We start from the raw sequence: 19,435 nt of genomic DNA on the forward strand, positions 1-19,435 counted from the left end.
TGATTTTACTTAGCTGAAGCATTACTGTTTGGAGAGAATAAATGGCAAGGAAAAGGCGGACATCAAAGAAACTTGGAGATTTTTATCTAATTATACTTGCCATCGTCATCTTTATTACTATCAAGATAATTGAAGCTATTAAAGCGGTTCCTTGGCAATTTTGGGTGGGTGCATTCTGCGTTTTATTTCTTTTTTTCACATACCGTTACAAAAAAACCACCGACAAACCAGAAAAACCAACAGTTACAGCCACACCTCATCCAACTAAGCACACTTCACCAGTGCATCGAGAGCCGCCGAGGGCAGCTTTCACGCCATCACATGCCCCCAGTCATTCGAAAGCTATAGCCAACGCGGATACAAAGATGCAACCAGAGGCGTTACCACACCAACAACCGAGTCCAAACACTGAAGATCTGATCAAGGTATCGGCCTCTGACCTCATGATTTCTGGAGTATCAACCCCTTTTGAGCCCACGACCTTGGATGCAAACTCTTTTGCCAAGACAAAGCCAGATCCAGCTATTGATGCGCCACCAGCCTCCCTTGATTTTGATGACGATGTTTTTACTGTTTTGTCCCTGACAGATAACGATACGGAACTACCCGCGCCCGAGTTCAGCATATCTTTTTCATTCGGAGAACGCAGCCCATCCGTTGTGCCTTCTGAGCAAAACGTACTCTTCACCTCTTCTGAGCTAATGCCTGCGGGGCCCTGCATGGTTGGCCGCTGGATGTCCCCAGGTGAAGAGATCACTCTTGCTGGTCTCAAAATTAGCGGCGGTATGTTTTATGTCGGCAACACCAGGCTGGATGGAGGCCTCTTTGAAGAGCCATCACTTATCGATCCACAAGCCCTTGTTACCATCAAAGATGCGCCCTCAGATCTTCCTCTGCATGGATATTATCCGAGCTATAAAAATCTCACTGCCGACGCCAAGAAAAGATATTTGCAATGGATTGCGAATGGGCGCAAAGACCCCGACGTCGCAATTGGGTTTGTTTTCATCTTTTTCTATGGCCTTGAGCGCCGGTATTTTATTGATGCCAAAAGAGACGAGCTAGCCAAAAGAGAGATGCCATTTATTCTTGCCGAAATAGCCAGATTGGTGACCATCTATTCGGCGCACCCCTCTTTCACAAGATATGCCACCAATTTTCTCGAATATGGGATGGCGAAGAACATCAGCAAGGAATATTACCTTTTCCCCGCACAAGAGGCCGATCCGCTCAGCTACCACGTCCCTATTTCGCTGAAAATCTGCCTCGGGCAACTGGTTAGAGACGGCAAGCCGGTTCCTGCCGATTGGGCTTTGCTCTGGGCGACCTGTACCCCAACAATTTCCTTACGGACCCCCGCGCAGCGCTGCTTTGATATCTTCAAGGCTATGTTCATCGACACCTATAAACGGGAGTATGGCGATGGCATCAAACTGAAAGAGCTCAAATCCCGTGTCGAGGTTTCCTATGCGCCGTCTTCTTATGCCGTCAGCCAATTCATTGAGCGCTGCGTCACCAATCTATCTGATGTCTCCTTCTCGCAGCCATACATCAAAAAGCTGAGTAAGGTTGTTGACCTTTGCACCTCCTTGCTTGAGCCATATAGCCGGTATCTAGGGAGAAATGTTGGGGCAGAAAACACCTTGGAAGCTTTGCTTCATCTGCCATATCAGTATTGGCCAACAGCCATGAAACAACCGTTCGTGACCCTGGAAGAGTTTGTTGGTGTTGATGCCATGCTTCTGCCTTGGTCTGACCTTGCAGCTCGTATCAACATCAACAGCACGGGAGGCCTCAATAAAGCGCAGTATGAAGGTTTGGCTAACATCTTGGCTCACTACCATATGAGCATCGAGCCTCACCCAGAGGGAAGCAATAAGCGCCCGAAGGGAGACGAACCGGTTGTTATCTATCCGATAAATCCGCAAGAAACGCTGAACAAAAATCAGAGCAGTGTGGATACTGTGTCCGCATTTGTAGATCTGGCCTGTGTTGTCCTGAATACCGACGAAGATAAATCGGAAGTCACGATCGCTTTCCTCAAGGAACAGATCGGTTCAATGACCTTCCTGACCCACTCTCAATCAGTTCGACTGATCGCAAAAGCGCTACTGGGCACTCAGGCTCCTCCTACCCTGTCGATCGTAAAGAAAGCCATCGATGCCTTGGATGGTGAACAAAAGGCTTTAGTCGGCAAGCTGCTCGTCGCCTTTGTGAAAGCTGACAACTCGATCACCCCAGCCAAGGTGAAGGTACTGGAACAGCTGTATAAGCTGATCTCTTTGGATGTGAAACAGGTCTACTCAGACCTCCATTCAAATGAGGCCAGGATCGTATCAACGAGCAAATCTAGCTGCGTGACCAAGGCTACTGGCAGTGCCTCCAGTTTGGATATGGCTCGGGTGGCACAGCTCAAACAAGAGACCTCACAAGTCACTGCAATGCTCGCATCAGTGTTTACAGAGAATGATGGTGAACATGATGATATCCACCAGCCACAACAGGCCAAGACCGAAGTGTCATCAGGTCAAACGGTCGAGCCGACAACCCTTGGGGATACCCATTCTCTGTTTGGCCTTGATGATGATCTAAGCCAATTCCTCAGGGCTCTGCTTACCCGTCCGGAATGGGCTCGTGATGATTTGTCTGTACTTGCCAGCACCATGGGCCTGATGCTCGATGGCGCACTTGAACAAATTAACGAAGTCATGCTCGATCACTTTGATGAAATGCTGATCGATGGTGATGACCCCTTTGAATTGAACACCGACCTTCTGGAGCAAATTCCTCATGAGTAAAATCAGGCCAAAAGAGCGCGACGCCGTAATCCAATCCTTAAGAGCGGGTGTCGTGCCCAAGGTGGGTCAGCATCTCATCCAGGTTGGCCGCAAAAACGAAATTGACGCCTTCATGGCTGACATCCATCGCGTTGCCGATACAGGTTCATCATTCAGGATCGTTATCGGGGAGTATGGTGCCGGTAAAACCTTCCTTCTCAACCTTGTGCGAGCAATCGCGCTTGAGAAGCAGCTTGTTACCGTTCACGCCGATCTCAATCCCGATCGCCGACTGCATGCCAGCGGCGGCCAAGCGCGGTCCCTCTATTCTGAACTCGCCAAGAATATGTCCACCCGCACGAAACCTGATGGCGGTGCACTTGCTGGTGTAGTGGAGAAGTTCATCGCTCAGGCGAAAAATGAAGCCAAGGCGAATGGCTCACAACCTGAAGCTGTCATCCGGAAGAAGCTGGAAGATCTCGCCGAGATGGTTAATGGCTATGACTTTGCCGAGGTGATCGCCGCCTACTGCAAAGGGTTCGAAGATGGCAATGACCAGCTGAGGCATGACGCCATCAGATGGCTTCGGGGCGAATTCTCAACCAAGACCGATGCCCGCATGGCGCTGGGTGTCCGGACCATCGTTGATGATGCCACCATGTATGATCAGCTCAAGCTGATGGCCCGTTTCGTTCAGCTGGCAGGCTATTCAGGCTTGCTGGTATGCCTTGATGAGATGGTGAACCTCTATAAGCTTGCCAACACCCAGGCTCGCAACTCCAACTACGAACAAATCCTGCGGATCCTCAATGATTCCTTGCAAGGGACGTCGGTCGGGCTCGGGTTCATCCTTGGCGGCACTCCCGAGTTTTTGATGGACACCAGACGCGGCCTCTTCAGCTATTCAGCCCTGCAATCCCGTTTGGCCGAGAACAGCTTTGCTCAGGATGGGCTGGTGGATTACTCAGGGCCAGTACTGCGCCTCTCAAGCCTGACCCCTGAGGATTTCTACGTTCTCCTTGAGAAGTTGCGGCATGTCTATGCCTGTGGTGATGAAACCCGTTACACATTGCCAGACGAAGCGTTACCGGCATTTATGGCCCATTGTGAGAGCCGGTTGGGGGAAAGCTATTTCAGAACCCCCAGAACGACGATCACCGCCTTTGTGAACCTGCTGGCCGTCCTGGAGCAGAACCCTGATGCAAACTGGAAAGAGCTCATTGGCTTTACTGACATCAAATCTGATCAGGGAGCGGAGTTAGAATTGGCAGTGGAGTCCGATGATGAATTCACCTCGTTCCAGCTCTGACTCCCGACATTTTGAACGGCTGGATGAGCGGATCCGGCGCTGGGTGTGGCAAAAGGGGTGGACCTCTCTTCGTGATGCGCAAGAGCGGGCGATACCGGCCTTATTGGGGGCAGATACAGACGTGATCATCGCTGCTGCCACCGCTGCGGGTAAAACTGAAGCGGCCTTCTTGCCGATATTCACGGTGCTACTGAACAGCCCCGAGCCCGCTACGGTTCTATACATCAGTCCTCTCAAAGCACTGATCAATGATCAATGGGGACGGCTCAACGAGCTCTGTGACTCATTAGAGATCCCCGTTACTGGCTGGCATGGTGATATCGCCTATAGCAAGAAGCAGAAATTCTTGAGGAGCCCCAACGGGGTGTTGTTGATCACCCCTGAATCCCTGGAGGCCCTCTTTGTGAATCGGGGGTCATCCATCCCTGGGATGATGGCCAACATCAAGTACATCGTGATTGATGAGCTGCATGCCTTCATCGGCTTTGAGCGAGGAAAACAGATCCAATCCCTGATGCATCGTGTTGAGCTGGCCATCGGTCGTCAGGTCCCCCGCGTTGGGCTCTCTGCTACTCTCGGGGATATGTCGCTCGCGGCAAAATTCTTGCGCCCTTCCCTACCTGATAGCGTCCAGCTCATCGAGTCAAAGGATGGTGGCCAGGAGCTAAAGGTCCTCATCAAAGGCTGTATCGAAGGTAAAACGGAACCAGACGAAGAACGAGATGAAGACGACCCGACTTCTCCCTATGTAGTCATCAGTAACGACTTGTATCGTGCACTCCGCGGGTCAAACAACCTGGTATTTCCCAACTCCAGATCGAACGTTGAAAAGTACACAGACCGTTTACGTCGCCTTTGCGAACAAGATAAGGTCCCAAACCAGTTCTGGGCGCACCACGGCAGTTTGTCGAAAACATATCGTGAAGAAACTGAACAGGCTTTGAAGTCGGGTGATGTGCCAGCGACAGCTATTTGCACCAGTACGTTGGAGCTCGGGATCGACATTGGCTCCGTTAAAAGTATTTGCCAAATCGGTCGACCACCTGCGGTGTCTTCATTGCGGCAACGTCTTGGTAGGTCCGGACGCCGTAAGGGAGAATCCGCAATCCTTCGCGGCTACATCATCGAGCGCGAACTCTCCCCCAATACAAGTATCTCAGATTCACTACGTGAGGACCTGATCCAAACTATCGCCATGGTCAGGCTACTGATCGGTGGTTGGTTTGAGCCTCCCCTTGCTGGTGGCTTGCACGCCTCAACTCTAGTTCAACAGATCCTTTCTGTTATCAGTGAGCGCGGCGGCATCATGGCCAGAGACCTTTGGCATAGTCTACTCTCCCCTGGTGCGCCTTTTGAAGGATTCACATCTGATGACTTTATTGGGCTTCTCAAGCAGATGGGCAGCTTGAAATTGATACAACAGGACTCATCAGGTTTGCTGCTGCACGGTGAAGTAGGCGAAAAACTCGTTAACAATCACGAATTCTACGCATCATTTGTCAGTGATGAGGAATACCGACTTATCTGCGCCTCTACTCAGGTTGGGTTGATCCCGATAAGCAGACCTCTGATTACAGGCCAGAAGATCATTTTTGCCGGTCGCCGCTGGCAAGTTCTCCAAGTCAATGAAAAAAAGAAATTTATACTGGTGGCCCCCTCAAAAGGTGGGACTCCTCCTGTCTTCGATAACTGCTTGGCCTCTGTACACGAAAGAGTCAGAGGAGAAATGCGCAATGTGCTTGCTGGTGGCTTTGATGTTCCATTTCTTGATGCCAAAGCACAAGAACTACTGGCCGAAGCGAGAGAAAACTTTAAACGCTATGAACTTGACTCGACCACATTGATTGAAGTGGGCAGTAATGCCGTGCAGCTATTCCCATGGTCCAGTGATATTGCGCATGATGCGTTTGTTCTGTTGATGCAAAAAAATGATATTGATGCTGTTAATGAAGGCATTTACATCTTAATTAATTGTACCAAAGAAAAAATGCTGAATATTATGGCCAGCATTAATGACTCACATATACTATCGACAAATCTACTAAACGGAGTCCAAAACTTAAATAGAGAAAAGTGGGATTGGGCACTTCCTGATAGGCTTTTGCGTAAATCATTCTCCTCACTTAGGTTAGATCTGGAAGGTGCATTAGGAATCTGTAAGAAGGTCATACTCATGCATGGAAAATAAGTTTGCTACTGAACTGGCTAAATAGTTTTTCCGAATAGTAGATCACGGTACTCGTACCGCTTCTACAGGTGACATGGAGCACACATCGTCGCTGAGCCTTGTCACTTCAGGTGTTGCCGTCAGATTGCAAAAATCCCTTACGCCACAAGTCTGCCGGCAAGATGTAGCACTATTAGGATCAGTTATTTAGCTGACAGAATAAATCTATAACAATATGGTCTTTCCTCGCTTTGCGAGAATTATTTGGCCACTCCTTCCCCTTAAAGCCAGAGAGCTGTTGTTTATATAATCAATCTCTTTCTGGTTAGCAACTCAGTCATACGCAGCAGCACATGAAATCACTTCCCGATGTTGGGTGGAGAAATACTCAGGTTGGCTCATTAAATAAGTGCTAGGACTTGTATGGACATTAATACCCATCATAGTTGCCTGACACCGCTTAGATTGTATGCAGGACAAAGGAGATGGTAATGCTTTGTTGCAAGAGAACAAAAAGTGGCCAAGATCTGCAAACCAAGGCCACTCATCATCTCCCCATACCTTTAGGTATCCATGCCAGCCAAGCTAGCAACCTTTTCCAACAGCGATGACTTGCTGTTCTCCCTGAGGCGCAGGATGCCAGTTGTTAGTGTCGAAAGATAAAGACGTATCAGTGGCTCATCAAGCAAGTCAGCTTCAACCACAGAGTACTGAACCAGGCCACTATTTCCTGTTTTTATTGGTGCAAACACCATCAAGTCATGCAAATTTGAGAAGCCAAAAGCAGATTGTACAGCAAGCTGTGGGGGCACAAAGTAGCGAATAAATATCCCATTATCTTCAATAAATGAAGTGTCTCGCCATCTGACATTCTCTGCAACCTTTTCAGCAGGTGTTAAATAAAAAGGAAGCAATGCACTATCTCGGGAGCGACTATAGTACCCCTTGAGTAAACCACCTTCATCAGCGATAGTTGCAAGAGCAGTATCTATAGATTGATAGCGACTGTTAAGGATAATCTTGGGAATGAAGCTTCCAGAGAATCGTCGCAAGTAGCGGCCCGACGACTCGTCGATGACATACATGCTATCCCCCTGAAAGTTTTTGATGAATGGGAATCGTCGTCGCAACGTTTCTTTCTGCTCTAACCCGACTTCGGGGTAAAAATCACTGTCTACAATGCTCAACTGCCCATCAGTAACAATGACCCTCGCAGATGCGAGATATTCCAGTGGCTTTCGAAACTCCCCGCTTTCTTGAAGAAAAACTTTGTCTATAAATACCAGAGTATATTTTCCTTCTGGAGTAAGAGGCGAAAGCGGGATGGAACCGATAGCAAAACAGTGTTTTATTGCAAGCTCGACAGCACATCTGCGTAAGGCATCTTTCTTGCCAGCGATGTCTATAGCATTCCCGGCCGTGATGTCTATCCCCTGCATGACCGGAATATTGACCGCTGCGGACCCACCACCTCGTCTGTACAGTTTTGAAAACTTAGCCCATGTGTAAGCATCGACATCTTCTTTTGATGCCATTTGGTTGGATAGTGCATGATAGGCATCCCACGGACGCTTGAGTGAGTCCTCCTCGACCCGGATACTACTGTCATTGTCGTCATTACTGGCCTTATTGAGTACAAGCCAAGCATCTTGCGTACTCAACTCTTCCACCCAGGCCGCAGAGTCTGCTGTTCGGCCATCATTGTAAAACTTGAATGCATCAAACTGCACATTATCTAAAGAAAGAGCCTCTATGATATTCGATTGATCTGTTTGCGAGAGTTGAGTATCAGTATTGTTGATGATCGTCAGTTCACGCGATACCTTCCTGATAGCGTCAAGCTTTAGGTGAGGTTCCGAAGTGACATGTGTAGGTTCAAATACCACCCTAGAATGCAATATTCCAGCCTTGGTGAATATATCGCTGAAAAACTCAGTGAGGCGATTAAAGAGATACATTCTTGAGCGACGAATATCCTTATCGTTGAAAGTAATGTCCGGTAACTTGTTCTTACGACCATCCAATTTTTTTAATCGCTCAGCCTGTATAAGTGAAAGTGTCAGCCCCAAATCCTCTTCCCCTGGCGAGGTTAAGTCACCAGATATGACAGCACTATCTTCGTTCTTAAACGCTTGAGCAACTAGCAGGACCTGAAGTTGTCCATGTAAAAAAGCCAAATCAAGACGGAAGGCCTCAATAATTGAAACGCCCTTCTTAGTCGAAAAGCAACGCGCTCCGACGTAGATATAAGGACCAATCATAAAAGCATGTGGCTTACGAGCCCCAAACTCTATCTCACCCAGCAGGGCAGCAATCATACCGAGTCGGAGAGTAACATCTGCATCTATATTCTGAGAATCAGTTACCATCCTATTTGTATGTCCAGGATGGAGATAGTAGTAGTGCCATTGCTTGTTCTTTTTACTCTGAAAAAAAGGTATTGACTCTGCACGAATGCCATTTCCAATGCTAGCAGCTATCTCTCTCTTTAAATTATTAATTAGCAGTGCTGGATTCTTCTTTTGAAAGTTATCTAGCGTTACAACGCTAGGACACCATGGTATCTGTTGAGTCGAAAGGTAACCAAGCATCTTCTGTGCTGCTTGTTCTGGAGAATCCTCTAGTGCAATGAAATTCGTCAAGGCTCGAGCCTTGGCTCCGGGCATAATCGGTTCAAACATTGGCATCATCCCTATAGATAGAGTCAATTAAGGTCATGAAGTCTTGGTTCAGGACATATCTAGTCCAGCCATCGCTATCACGTTCAGCGACAAATAGGTTGAAAAAACGTACGATTTTGCCATCCAATGTTTCCTGACCACTAGATCTGGCACCACATAAGTTGAGGTAGATAGGCAATACTGTTTTAGAACCCAATTTCCGTTCAACGATTTTGGCCCCACGGATAGCAATCCTCTGTGCTTTTATCGGGATCTGCAAAGACTTCTCAACTATCAGAGTTTTGTTAGCAGCGGCGTCTCGTAGTCTGCGCCCCACAAGTCGATCTGTACGCCGTCCCCAATTTTTTAAGTCGATAGCCAAAATCTGCATCCTCCCTTCTATGAACACATCAAATCGCTCAAAAATTTCCCCAGCGCTTGGATGATTTGCTGCATCTATGGTCTTGATCCAAGGACGGCTCGAAATCAGGTTGATAAAAACTAACTCAGCGAAGTAACCCTTCGCATAGTCCATGAAGAATTGTGGTCTTGGAACCCAATCAACAAATAGCGAATCAAGATTAATCACTGTCTTTTGAAGTGCCGCCATAAAATCAGGGGAACTGCGTAAACCTGCTGGAACCAGCTGCTCTTCTGGCTTATATCTTCGACCATCGGTGTGATACAAATCAGTAATGATGGGCAATGAGCTCAATCTACCATTGACGGCGTCAATAACATCCTCTCCTAATGCCTCATCAGCATTAGAGATAGCAACCACAGCTTTGCTAGCTGAAACTAGATATAGATCACTTTTCTTTCTGGAGATAAATGCATAACCAATAAAAGATATCCATCTTTCGGCCGGCATACTGGCAGGTCCACGATCGAGTGAATGCAAGTATCCTATTGGATCAGTAAACATCATGGGATTTCTGATCTTTTCCCATACCTCACGCTTTTCGCTATTGCGAAACCCGCGGTAAAGCGAAGCACTTGCGGCAAGAAATGAATCACCACTTTGTATTTCATGTTTTATATAACACGTCCAATCGTGCTCTGTATGGAACATGGCTGTTCTTTGCTTGACCGCTTCAATATGTTGAAATACAGCATAGTTTCCGGCAGAGAGACGTGTCGCAAAGTGAGGTTCCATTTTGTAAAACTGGACCAACTCTTGTACAACTTCCTTATTAAGGAGTATTTTCTGAACTGTAGGCATACCCTCGACACGTTCTACCCTACCAATCGTTTGAATGAGCTCTCGCCCAATTTTCCGATAATACTCCGGATGAAACGCCTCTTCACGACCATCCGCAATGGCTTGGGGCAGATCACGATAGCGGTACATTCCCAAGGTATTATTAAGATACAAGTGTTGCAACATAGCCTGAAGGCGCTCAGTCAACGTCGCGGCATCATCCGGTGCTCGGTATAAGCCATCATAATATGGAGACATTGCAACCATTAGGATGTCAAAGTCCTTCCGATTGCAACCCTGAACTGATGCTCTGTCGAAACCGGAGTGCTTCAACGTCAAATTCAGTCCTCGCGCAGCAGAGCGGAAACTGCTCGCAAAAAAAATCTTGTGTCCAGTTTCATCCAAAAGAGTTGATAGCAGAGACTCATCAACATCTTCATCAGCTTCATCTGCTTCATCTAATATAAGAATCTCATTATTAATTAATTTAGGGGTATCCTTACCGAAACTTGCAGTATATGCGATGATGCGAATGGGATCACAAGCAACACCAAAGACTTGTGGATCAAAGGTATAAAGCCCCTTGGTTTGTCCTGATGCCTCAACTCCAATACCTCGTGCAGCCATCCGGTTCAGGATCCCCTTTAACTTCTCAACAGTTTGCGTAAAAACCATTGCTGACCGCTCCTGACCACATATAAGCCTAGATAGGAGCGCAGTTAGATAACGGATCTCGTTACATTTATGTGGATTGTTCTCGGCATGACCATCTGTGCTACGTGCATTAAACTCATCCAGAAACTCTTTCTCCAGTCGGCTATAAAGAAAGCCTGGTTTTATCCCAGTTATCAAGCTAGCTCGCTCAGCATCAAAGTCACTCACATGAATTTTCCGCTTTGAAGTACGATAACGCCTGAAGTCTTTCATGAATTGAACTTCATTTTCTGTAGCGTTCTCCAATACCGACTCAGCCAAGCCCAATCGATGGGATAAGTATGGCAAGTTATATCCCCCCCAACAGCCTTGCATTCCACCTGTTGCTGACATTAGATAAACCAGATTACCGGTAGGCATTATACTATTTTTATCGGGAGCGTTTGTTCTAAGGAAAGTAAGTAATAAATTTTCAGGGGTCTTACGAAGTACTGTCGCAGCTATGGAGATAATTCTAAGGTCGGTAGAGTATTCATTTTTACGCCCAAAGTCTTCTACAAGACTCAGAGCAAACTTACTTTGCTGAAAAACCAAAGCCTCAGATAAAAATGGATCATCGGCAGTTACAGAGTCTTCTAGAAAGTGATCTCGACTAATACCCCAGTGACCAATTTTCTGGCGATATCTAAATAAAACCTTCCACTGGTCATCGCTGATTCTCGAAAATTTATTGTCATCCTGAACGGGAATTGGTGTATTCAATAGGATTCGGGTCATCATCATGATGAAGCGAAGGAGCTCACCAAGCGAAAAGCTCTCTTTCTGCTTTGATATCGATTCCTGTTTAAGAGTATCAACAGTTACTAGTTCAAGATTTCGATGAGCTATGGATGGCACTACGCGAACTTTTTCAAGTACAGCATGGTCAAATAACTCTAGCTGTTCATTGAAGAATAGATATTCGAGATCTGTCCTTAGCTCCTTAATGACTTGCCGTCCCGCAAGAATTTGTTTCTTGTCCTGAAAAACTCTTTGTAAACGCCGATAGACATCAAAAGGTGTTTCAGCAGTTTCTGTTAATGGCCATGGTCTATGCACATCAACAATAAATCTCTTTATTTTTTCGAGAATATGTAACTTTTGTTTAAGATTTTTAAATTCATTCTGAAAATCGCTTTTACCAAAAAAGTCATCAACCAAGACTCTAAGTTGCGATCTATTAAACGTTGACAGGCTTGATATTTTTTCTAGGGAATCAATCTTCTCGTATATTGTACTACCAACCTCCATTGCTATTTTTATGTCTATCAGCTGAGCAACAATCTGACTGGTAGAATCGAAAAGGTTTCTGGCAAAATACTCACCTTCAGTATCGGCATAATTGGCGAAGCTACCAAGATCGAAGTGATGGAAAAATGCATATACTACTCGATGTAAATCAACGTCTCGATTCGTTAACTCTTTTTTCTGAGAATTAAAAATGTAAGAGTATACCTCCTCTTCTTCATCAACTAGGAGACAAAATCGTTCATCACGAGACGCCACCCACTCAAAAAAGCTATCATAGGTACGATAAACAGCTTTCACACCACCTAACTTATTTATTTTCTTTTGAACTTCTCTTGCTTGAGATACAAATTTACTTGCTGTTGAAATGATAATTCCTGGCCTGTGAACAAATAAATTAACAGGCATGAGTTTATGCAAAATCACTCTCAGTGCAGGTCTATTAATATAACCACATCTGTAATTAACCAACACCTCACGCCGAATAATCTCAGAACATAAGGACGTCAGCCCTGCCCATATCCGGTTTAACGCATCTGACATTTGCTCGGAAAGAACTGTGTCTAAAGGGCTAATTTTTACCCATTCTCGACATCGCTGGTATTGATATACAGAATTCTCAACCTGTTTGATCCAATCCCCAGGGAGCTTCCCCTTACGAGATTTGCTGGAGCTATCTACCACCTCAGAAGGAAACGCCTCTTCAATCGGATTGCTCCCATCAAGTACCTGCCTAGCATCTCTACAGAATGGTAGGACATCATCCAGAGCAGCCTCGTCGTTCGCAAAATCGCTTCGCGCATACAATCGATAGATTGGGATATCAACGATCTCTCTTTTCTTCATCTCATCAGAGATAGCTTTCTCGAAATCTTCAACCAGGCGTTTGATTGGTGCGATGTAGATAGGAATTGCTGGATTGGATGCGATGACTGTGTCTATGGCGAATTTGGCTGCGGAATAGGTTTTACCGCTACCTGTTGGTTCATGGATCCACTTGATGATTGGTCGGCCGGTGCGAATACATCGCACCAAAGCAGCTTCAAAGGCATCAAACACCGGAAATTCTGGCCTAGACTCCTTATCTTCGTATCCCATAGCATCCAACCTCAGGTACAAAAGCTGACTATATCCTACTCCAAAGGAAACCCAAATGAGTTCCAATGATCATTTTTTGTGAATCAGGTAATGTAGTTCAAAGGGGCTGAAGACCTTACAAGCAAGATATATCTGTAAACACGGATGGCTCAACACCGCTAATCTATCGGGGGAACTTAACCATGTATCCTATGATTGCGCCCAGCTTCTCTTCGAAACGCACAAGCGCAGCTCAAAGACGATCGGCGTAAAATCTTCTCGCAAAGTTATTTATCGTCAGAAATGCTGTCCTAGTTTGAAGTTACTGTTCATGTTAACCTGAATATACCTCCAGTGTGACTGTGGATCGTTTGCCGTTGAATAACGGCAATTAAAAATACTTGGTCAAGCTATTGGTTAATCATTATTTATACTACCCAACCAACCTAAGGAACCATATTCGTAGGCTTATTTTAGCTAATGGTTAGATGGTTAAGTAGGTTCGCTATAAAGCGATAAGTATATTGACAACGTTGAATTATACTCATCCATACCTCACAATATTATTTTCATTGAAATTACTTAACCACCTAACCATAACTATCACTCAATCAGTAATAATGTGGCTTACGGATGGTTAGCAACATCATAATGCTCACTTAACCAGAATATAATACATTAACCATTAGTCGCATCTTTTGATAAAAACACCCGCCTCAGTGGCGGGTGTTTTTTTACTTTATTACTTTATTACTTTATTACTTTATTACTTTATTACTTTATTACTTTATTACTTTATTACTTTATTACTTTATCTATCCTATTTGTTCCAATCACTGGCAAACAGTATAGAGTTTGATTAGATCGGCCTTTTTTGCTCTTTATTTTCCCCTCGCTCGCAAGCATCCTGAGTGCCTTACCACAAGATGTTGCCATATTGACCTTCTCTCCATGTAGCTTGCACAATTCACTCGCAACAACCCATTTAGTATCATTATATTTCCCTGACAGATAATGATGGCAAATAATATCGTACCAAGCCCCCTTATCAGTGTGAGCATCGTTTACAGACGCTGCTTGAATGACTGTCGTTTCATCCAGATACCAAGAGCCCCCATCATCATATTTTGCCTTTACCTCCAACCAAAACTGACGTAATTTCTCGGGTTCGGTGTGACGCACTCGCCCCTCATCCCAACTCCAACCAAGAATTTCATTCAGAACATCCATATTTGCTGGTGACGCCAACTCGATCACCGCAAACCGCGAACTCCCAGTAGCATCTTTCAGGAAACCAGTGCCGTTAACCGTGCCAATAAAACTAGTTTGACGCCGCTTAACAGTGAAATTACGCCCATACGGCACTCGAAAACGGTCATGATCTCTCGTTAAAAACGCTTTCAGGCTGCCAGCCTCATGCCTGGTAGTACTCTCAAGTTCGGCCAATTCTACCACCCACGCGGAAACTGCGCGTCTCACATCATCAGGCACATCGGGATTGATGGAGCAATCCAGTGTTGACCCAGGTACCACAGTGGCAATATGGCGTATCCATGCAGATTTTTTGAATGATTGGCCACCCGCGAGGACCGGAACCAATTTTGATATCCAATTGGGTTCATATAATGCAGCAACACATCCAATCAACCATGGATTTATTACCTGAGCGGCATAACCTGGGTTGACCGCACCTAGGGTGGCTATCACCTTATCCACTCGTAATTGACCATCCCACGGCATCCCGTCCTCCAGCCAACTACGTACAGGATGATAACTATGCTGTTCACAAATCGCTGTCAAATGATCATCAATTGCCCTGTCTGACAGATGTGCATGCTGGCAGGCATCAACCAGCGCAGATCGCTGACCTGCATCAGAGAGACCTAGGCGCTGATTATCAGAATTAGCGACCTCTGGTTCAGCCGTCATCTGGTTGAAACGCGGGATCCAGTTTTTGTGTAAAATAATAGCATGCAGATTACGGCTGGTCCTCATCGGTCGGCTATTTGGCAAAAGGTCCGGCAACGTCAATTGCTTGCTGTTGTCCATGACTTTCGCGAAAACTACATTTTTGTCCTGCTGCTCATTATTTTTCTGATCTTGCTGGTCGTACGTCAAGAGTTCACACTCAAATATTGTTTCATTGCTTTGCTTCATTGTTATTATCCTCGGCCTCATAGGCCTGATTTTTATATATGCTATGCATTACCACTTGGATTTCATTTTAATTATAACCAAAATTAGCCTGTTATAAATCACGCGTGAAATATCAAAAGATGCTTTACTTTTAGTTTATTCCAATGAGACCAGACATGCTTAAACTGTGCTTCGTGTACAATGTCACTTGTAACGACCATATGAGTATAGTGCACAGAGATTCAGAGATAACATTTCAACAAAACCAGTAGAACACGTTATATCTACATAGGCCAACCTGTCTATGTGCCGATGAAGATATGACTATTTCCATCAAAGATCAATAGGACAAAAAAAATAAATTGACATTTTGTGAAACTTATTTATCAAGCCTAATAATTGCACCTGGAATTACAGCAAATATATATAAACACTAATTCCCAGTGACGAAACATGGCTATTTAAACTGCCAGGTTATCGATAAATTTCCGAATGTCGCAGTAGTTATGGCCGCACAGCTAGAGCAGTTCTCGGCATGTCGCATACTGTCCAAAATTGCAGCGGCTGAAACCACTACAGAGGAGAGACCAATCGCCAGCATTGTAGATACAGAACTGGATCACATGCACCACGACCAGTGGTGCAACCTAGAAAAAATGGCTACTGAGCTATCCTGCCTGGGGTGCGAGCACCGACAGATCTATGAACAATCCTCGCTACGCGAGAATGATGGCCATAGCTATTCACTTTTCAGGTGAGAGGGAAGCGCTTTATCTATATATATAAAAACAATCCCTCTCAGCTACGCAACTCCGTTACCCTGCTGGACCTCAGAGTTTCTCTCGCTCCTGGGCGGTTGGCTGCTCACGTTCAGCCATGAAGTCAGTTCTCATACAGGGCTCATCAAACCACCTATCCCAGGACTCACCTACAGGTGTGATAATGCGAGTACGACCAACCACGACGATCTCAACATGCGTGACCTCATCTGGCAGGGCCACTGCCTCGGGCAGGTAAACCCCCTGGCCACGACCACATTTAAAAACTGTTGATTCCATCACGCGTCCTATGAAGCCAGATACCATGTGAACCGAACATAACTAATGGGCCCGGTATGTCAACTGACACCGGATGCACACGTTATGCAATACGGCCATACTGTATATAAAAACAGTAACCGGTAAGCCACCATGTTCGCCATCCCACATCCAACCCCGGACGCTCTAGAGCTGCCGCTTTTTCTGTCCCCTGTGATTTGCGGCTTTCCTAGCCCAGCACAGGACTATATTGAGCAAACCATAGATCTGAACCAGATCTGTATTGAGCATCCCGCAGCAACCTACTATGTCAGGGCCAGTGGCCACAGCATGGTGGAAAAGGGTATCAATGACGGGGATCTTTTGATCGTAGATAGGGCGCTCAAGGCCCGCCACGGCGCTATCGTTCTAGCCTGCCTTGATGGAGAATTCACTGTCAAACAGCTGCAAGAACGCCCGTTCCCTGCCCTGCTACCCGCCAATCCGGATTTCCAGCCCATCCATCTATTGGACGGGCAGGAACTAGAAATTTTTGGCGTCGTAACCTATGTGCTCCACAAGACCAAACTGGGGTAAACCATGCCCAACGCCATTGCCCTCGTCGATGTGAACAACTTCTATGCGTCCTGCGAGCGCCTGTTTAGGCCAGACCTCAAGGGGCGCCCGATCGTGGTGCTATCGAACAACGACGGCTGCGTTGTGGCTCGCTCGGCAGAAGCCAAGGCGCTTGGCATCAAGATGGGTGTTCCCTACTTCCAGATCCGTCAGTTCTTCGAGGCCGTAGGCGGTGTTTGGTTCTCGAGCAACTACGCCCTCTATGGTGATATGTCACAGCGCGTAATGACCACGCTGGAAGGCATGGTGCCAACTGTCGAGATGTACAGGTACCCACGAAGGTATCCTTTTGAAAAAGTTACATATTCGTGGGCGGTTACACAATTGGATTTACAGGCTCGCCTTCCAATGTCCACTTCCTAAATTTTTGCTGAGTAAAGGCTTCTAAACCTTCCTTACACGAGTGTGCTTTGCGCTAAATAATGTGTGAGTAAGCAACCATGATTTCCACAAGAAAAGTCCTGCAAATCCATCGTTTCGTCAGTCGTGCCATTGATCAACCCCCCTCCATGACCACCCAGGGTATGGTTCAAATCTTGGACTGGACCATCATGCGCGTGCAGCAAAACCAAATCCGGGAGGAGGCCTATCCCTGTATCTTTGCCAGAGGGGCTGAACTGTTTTATCTGATTAGTTCAATCCGACCGTTTAGGCGATACAACCAGTTAACCGCTTTGTGTGTTGTCGACTGGTGTGTCCGACAACATGGCTTTGGCCTCAAAGATCTGCATCTGGATGAACAGCGGGTCATAACGGAGCGCATAAGACGCGATTACCGGGAACCGGTTTTGCAGGCAAGTGACCATTTTGCTCAGGAGTACCGCTACTGGTTTTTCATGCATAGCGAGCCCATCAGTAAACAAAGTGCCAGGTCTGCTAGTGCAATTACATCCATTAGTCGCAGCTTGTTTGATCTCAACTGGTAACTGCCGCTCCCCTCATTCTTACCTCGATGAGGTGAGCAGAAACATAGCAATGAGGTGTGACCCCAACCGCCCTGGTTCAGAAACAAATCAATCGGGTGGACTGGTCGTGCCATAACGAAAGGTGGTCGTATGCAACCAATAGCTTCCCGTGCTCGAAGACATCAGCGCCGTCATAGAGAAAAAAAAGTACAAGCCGCGATAACGGGCCAACACTACCATCCCACAATCCTCTTCTTTACCGGGGCGGGTTTGTCAGCGGAAAGCGGTGTGCCCACGTTTAGAAGTGAAGGTATTTGGCGTAATCATAAGAACTGGCGCTATTCCCACGCTAGTAGCATGAGTACGGATCTGGCTGGCTTCTTGGACTTTCACAACAAACGGCGTCAAACCATGTTAGAAGCCGCCCCCTCACAAGCGCATTATCTGATAGCCCTGCTACAACAGAAATGTACTGTTAGGGTCATAACCCAAAATATTGATGACTTACATGAGAGAGCTGGTAGCCGTGATGTCCTTCATCTGCATGGTTCAATCCAGTTTTTGGTCCCCATCGGTTTCCGTAGCAAAAAATATCGCCAGCCTTGGCATGAAGATGTGAAGGTCGGTGATCGCAGCCCATCCACTGGCTCACAATTGCGTCCAGATATCGTGCTGTTTGGTGAAAAGATTTATGAATATCAACAAGCTCGTCGCTGGCTCTGCGAGGCTGATACCGTAGTAGTTGTCGGCACCAGTTTGCTTGTTGAGCCTGCGAGCTCTCTGTTACAAAACATCAACCCTGGCGCATGTGTCTACTACATCGATCCCGATCTTGGTTTGTCATCCAGACTACCGTTTCCCGGTGAGCTGATTGTTGATGGGGCCAGTCGCGGGATTGCTCAAGTATTGGAACTGAACCTGGAGAGAATGGCATGAAATTATATCTGGATGATGAAAGAAAAACTCCGGTAGGGTGGGTTCGCGTATTTTGGCCGGACGAGGCAATTGCATGGCTAAAAACAGAGATGGTGACTGAAATTAGTCTTGACCATGACCTAGGTGATGATGATAGAGGAACCGGCTACGACGTTATTCTCTGGATAGAAAATGAGGTAATGACAAATAACTTCACCCCTCCCCAAATTCATATTCACTCAGCAAATGTCTCCGCACGAAGAAAAATGGAACTGGGGGTTGTGGCCATAAATAACTTTTTAGCGAAGTCAACATGACAAGTCCAAGGCTGTGACTAAACTCCAGAGATAGTAAATCATGTCACTCTGTATAAAACCCTCTGGTTCTTTGGGGGGGTGTGATATTTTCAATGATTTCTCAACTGTTAATCCTCATCCCCTGAAAAATAAAAAGGCTTCTAAAATCGACAAGTACGAGTAATGAGATTTTCCTTTTAAAAATAAATGACAGAAACGCGATCTTGTTGACTTTTATTTAATTCAGAATGACAATCTAACTTCCACTTTGACGATGTAATGGACAATGTATGAGTACGGATATCAACTTCTTGTGTAAAAAGAGTCTGTTTGCGTTCATCCAAAACAAATATGATAACTTAAAGAATGATATGGGGTGGGACCCAGGGCAAGATCATG

At 46.1% G+C, this 19,435-nt stretch carries 11 protein-coding genes and 1 pseudogene; 8 read left to right on the forward strand and 4 right to left on the reverse strand.

Translation table 11 applies throughout. The annotated features are described in order from the left end of the window. The first annotated feature begins 41 nt into the window (after positions 1-41). The 3 genes from BN1115_RS03000 to BN1115_RS03010 are packed head-to-tail and all read left to right on the forward strand — an operon-like array spanning position 42 to position 6,274. Positions 42-2,798, forward strand: a complete 2,757-nt coding sequence (locus BN1115_RS03000; RefSeq protein ID WP_082034785.1) for a tellurite resistance TerB family protein — start codon at positions 42-44, stop codon at positions 2,796-2,798. Next, entirely contained in the window at positions 2,791-4,086 is a 1,296-nt protein-coding gene (locus BN1115_RS03005; RefSeq protein ID WP_042656013.1) for an ATP-binding protein, read from the forward strand. The genes BN1115_RS03000 and BN1115_RS03005 overlap by 8 nt, the downstream gene beginning before the upstream one ends. Beyond that, positions 4,061-6,274, forward strand: coding sequence for a DEAD/DEAH box helicase (locus BN1115_RS03010; RefSeq protein ID WP_042656014.1), 2,214 nt, complete (start codon positions 4,061-4,063; stop codon positions 6,272-6,274). Before BN1115_RS03005 ends, BN1115_RS03010 begins: the two co-directional genes overlap by 26 nt. A 542-nt stretch (positions 6,275-6,816) precedes the next feature. Here BN1115_RS03010 and BN1115_RS03015 read toward each other — a convergent pair. From BN1115_RS03015 to vapB, 4 genes are all read right to left on the reverse strand, one after another. Beyond that, positions 6,817-8,934: a hypothetical protein gene (locus BN1115_RS03015; RefSeq protein WP_042656015.1), complete on the reverse strand. Its 2,118-nt coding sequence runs from the start codon at positions 8,932-8,934 to the stop codon at positions 6,817-6,819. Beyond that, complete coding sequence (locus tag BN1115_RS03020) at positions 8,927-13,153, reverse strand: DEAD/DEAH box helicase family protein (RefSeq protein WP_156135264.1); 4,227 nt, start codon at positions 13,151-13,153, stop codon at positions 8,927-8,929. The genes BN1115_RS03015 and BN1115_RS03020 overlap by 8 nt, the downstream gene beginning before the upstream one ends. A gap of 777 nt (positions 13,154-13,930) precedes the next feature. Further along, positions 13,931-15,289: a VapE domain-containing protein gene (locus BN1115_RS03025; RefSeq protein ID WP_042656017.1), complete on the reverse strand. Its 1,359-nt coding sequence runs from the start codon at positions 15,287-15,289 to the stop codon at positions 13,931-13,933. 809 nt (positions 15,290-16,098) lie between these two features. Further along, entirely contained in the window at positions 16,099-16,353 is a 255-nt protein-coding gene (vapB, locus tag BN1115_RS22510; protein ID WP_341833827.1) for a type II toxin-antitoxin system VapB family antitoxin, read from the reverse strand. A gap of 105 nt (positions 16,354-16,458) precedes the next feature. On the opposite strand from vapB, the gene umuD reads away from it, so the two are divergent. From umuD to BN1115_RS03060, 5 genes and pseudogenes are all read left to right on the forward strand, one after another. Then, the gene (umuD, locus tag BN1115_RS03040; RefSeq protein WP_042656019.1) at positions 16,459-16,881 is read left to right on the forward strand and encodes a translesion error-prone DNA polymerase V autoproteolytic subunit; all 423 of its coding nucleotides are present in this window, start codon (positions 16,459-16,461) and stop codon (positions 16,879-16,881) included. Between the two features lie 3 nt (positions 16,882-16,884). Beyond that, positions 16,885-17,187, forward strand: a pseudogene (locus BN1115_RS03045) (Y-family DNA polymerase); the annotation flags it as partial. Between the two features lie 173 nt (positions 17,188-17,360). Further along, the gene (locus BN1115_RS03050) at positions 17,361-17,846 is read left to right on the forward strand and encodes a hypothetical protein (protein WP_040096561.1); all 486 of its coding nucleotides are present in this window, start codon (positions 17,361-17,363) and stop codon (positions 17,844-17,846) included. A gap of 129 nt (positions 17,847-17,975) precedes the next feature. Then, positions 17,976-18,761 (forward strand): SIR2 family NAD-dependent protein deacylase, encoded by a 786-nt coding sequence (locus tag BN1115_RS03055; protein WP_050070481.1) that lies wholly within the window; start codon positions 17,976-17,978, stop codon positions 18,759-18,761. Then, complete coding sequence (locus tag BN1115_RS03060; protein WP_042656020.1) at positions 18,758-19,057, forward strand: cyclic-phosphate processing receiver domain-containing protein; 300 nt, start codon at positions 18,758-18,760, stop codon at positions 19,055-19,057. Before BN1115_RS03055 ends, BN1115_RS03060 begins: the two co-directional genes overlap by 4 nt. Positions 19,058-19,435: the final 378 nt, after the last annotated feature.

It is taken from the genome of Aeromonas allosaccharophila, from assembly GCF_000819685.1.
Classification (GTDB): domain Bacteria; phylum Pseudomonadota; class Gammaproteobacteria; order Enterobacterales; family Aeromonadaceae; genus Aeromonas; species Aeromonas allosaccharophila.

Bases quoted from the DNA above. Each gene is read 5' to 3' on its own strand.
- BN1115_RS03060 (WP_042656020.1), top strand. From the start codon at position 18,758: ATGAAATTATATCTGGATGATGAAAGAAAAACTCCGGTAGGGTGGGTT.
- vapB (WP_341833827.1), bottom strand. From the start codon at position 16,353: ATGGTATCTGGCTTCATAGGACGCGTGATGGAATCAACAGTTTTTAAA.
- BN1115_RS03015 (WP_042656015.1), bottom strand. From the start codon at position 8,934: ATGTTTGAACCGATTATGCCCGGAGCCAAGGCTCGAGCCTTGACGAAT.
- BN1115_RS03010 (WP_042656014.1), top strand. From the start codon at position 4,061: ATGAATTCACCTCGTTCCAGCTCTGACTCCCGACATTTTGAACGGCTG.
- BN1115_RS03050 (WP_040096561.1), top strand. From the start codon at position 17,361: ATGATTTCCACAAGAAAAGTCCTGCAAATCCATCGTTTCGTCAGTCGT.
- BN1115_RS03005 (WP_042656013.1), top strand. From the start codon at position 2,791: ATGAGTAAAATCAGGCCAAAAGAGCGCGACGCCGTAATCCAATCCTTA.
- umuD (WP_042656019.1), top strand. From the start codon at position 16,459: ATGTTCGCCATCCCACATCCAACCCCGGACGCTCTAGAGCTGCCGCTT.
- BN1115_RS03055 (WP_050070481.1), top strand. From the start codon at position 17,976: ATGCAACCAATAGCTTCCCGTGCTCGAAGACATCAGCGCCGTCATAGA.
- BN1115_RS03025 (WP_042656017.1), bottom strand. From the start codon at position 15,289: ATGAAGCAAAGCAATGAAACAATATTTGAGTGTGAACTCTTGACGTAC.
- BN1115_RS03000 (WP_082034785.1), top strand. From the start codon at position 42: ATGGCAAGGAAAAGGCGGACATCAAAGAAACTTGGAGATTTTTATCTA.
- BN1115_RS03020 (WP_156135264.1), bottom strand. From the start codon at position 13,153: ATGGGATACGAAGATAAGGAGTCTAGGCCAGAATTTCCGGTGTTTGAT.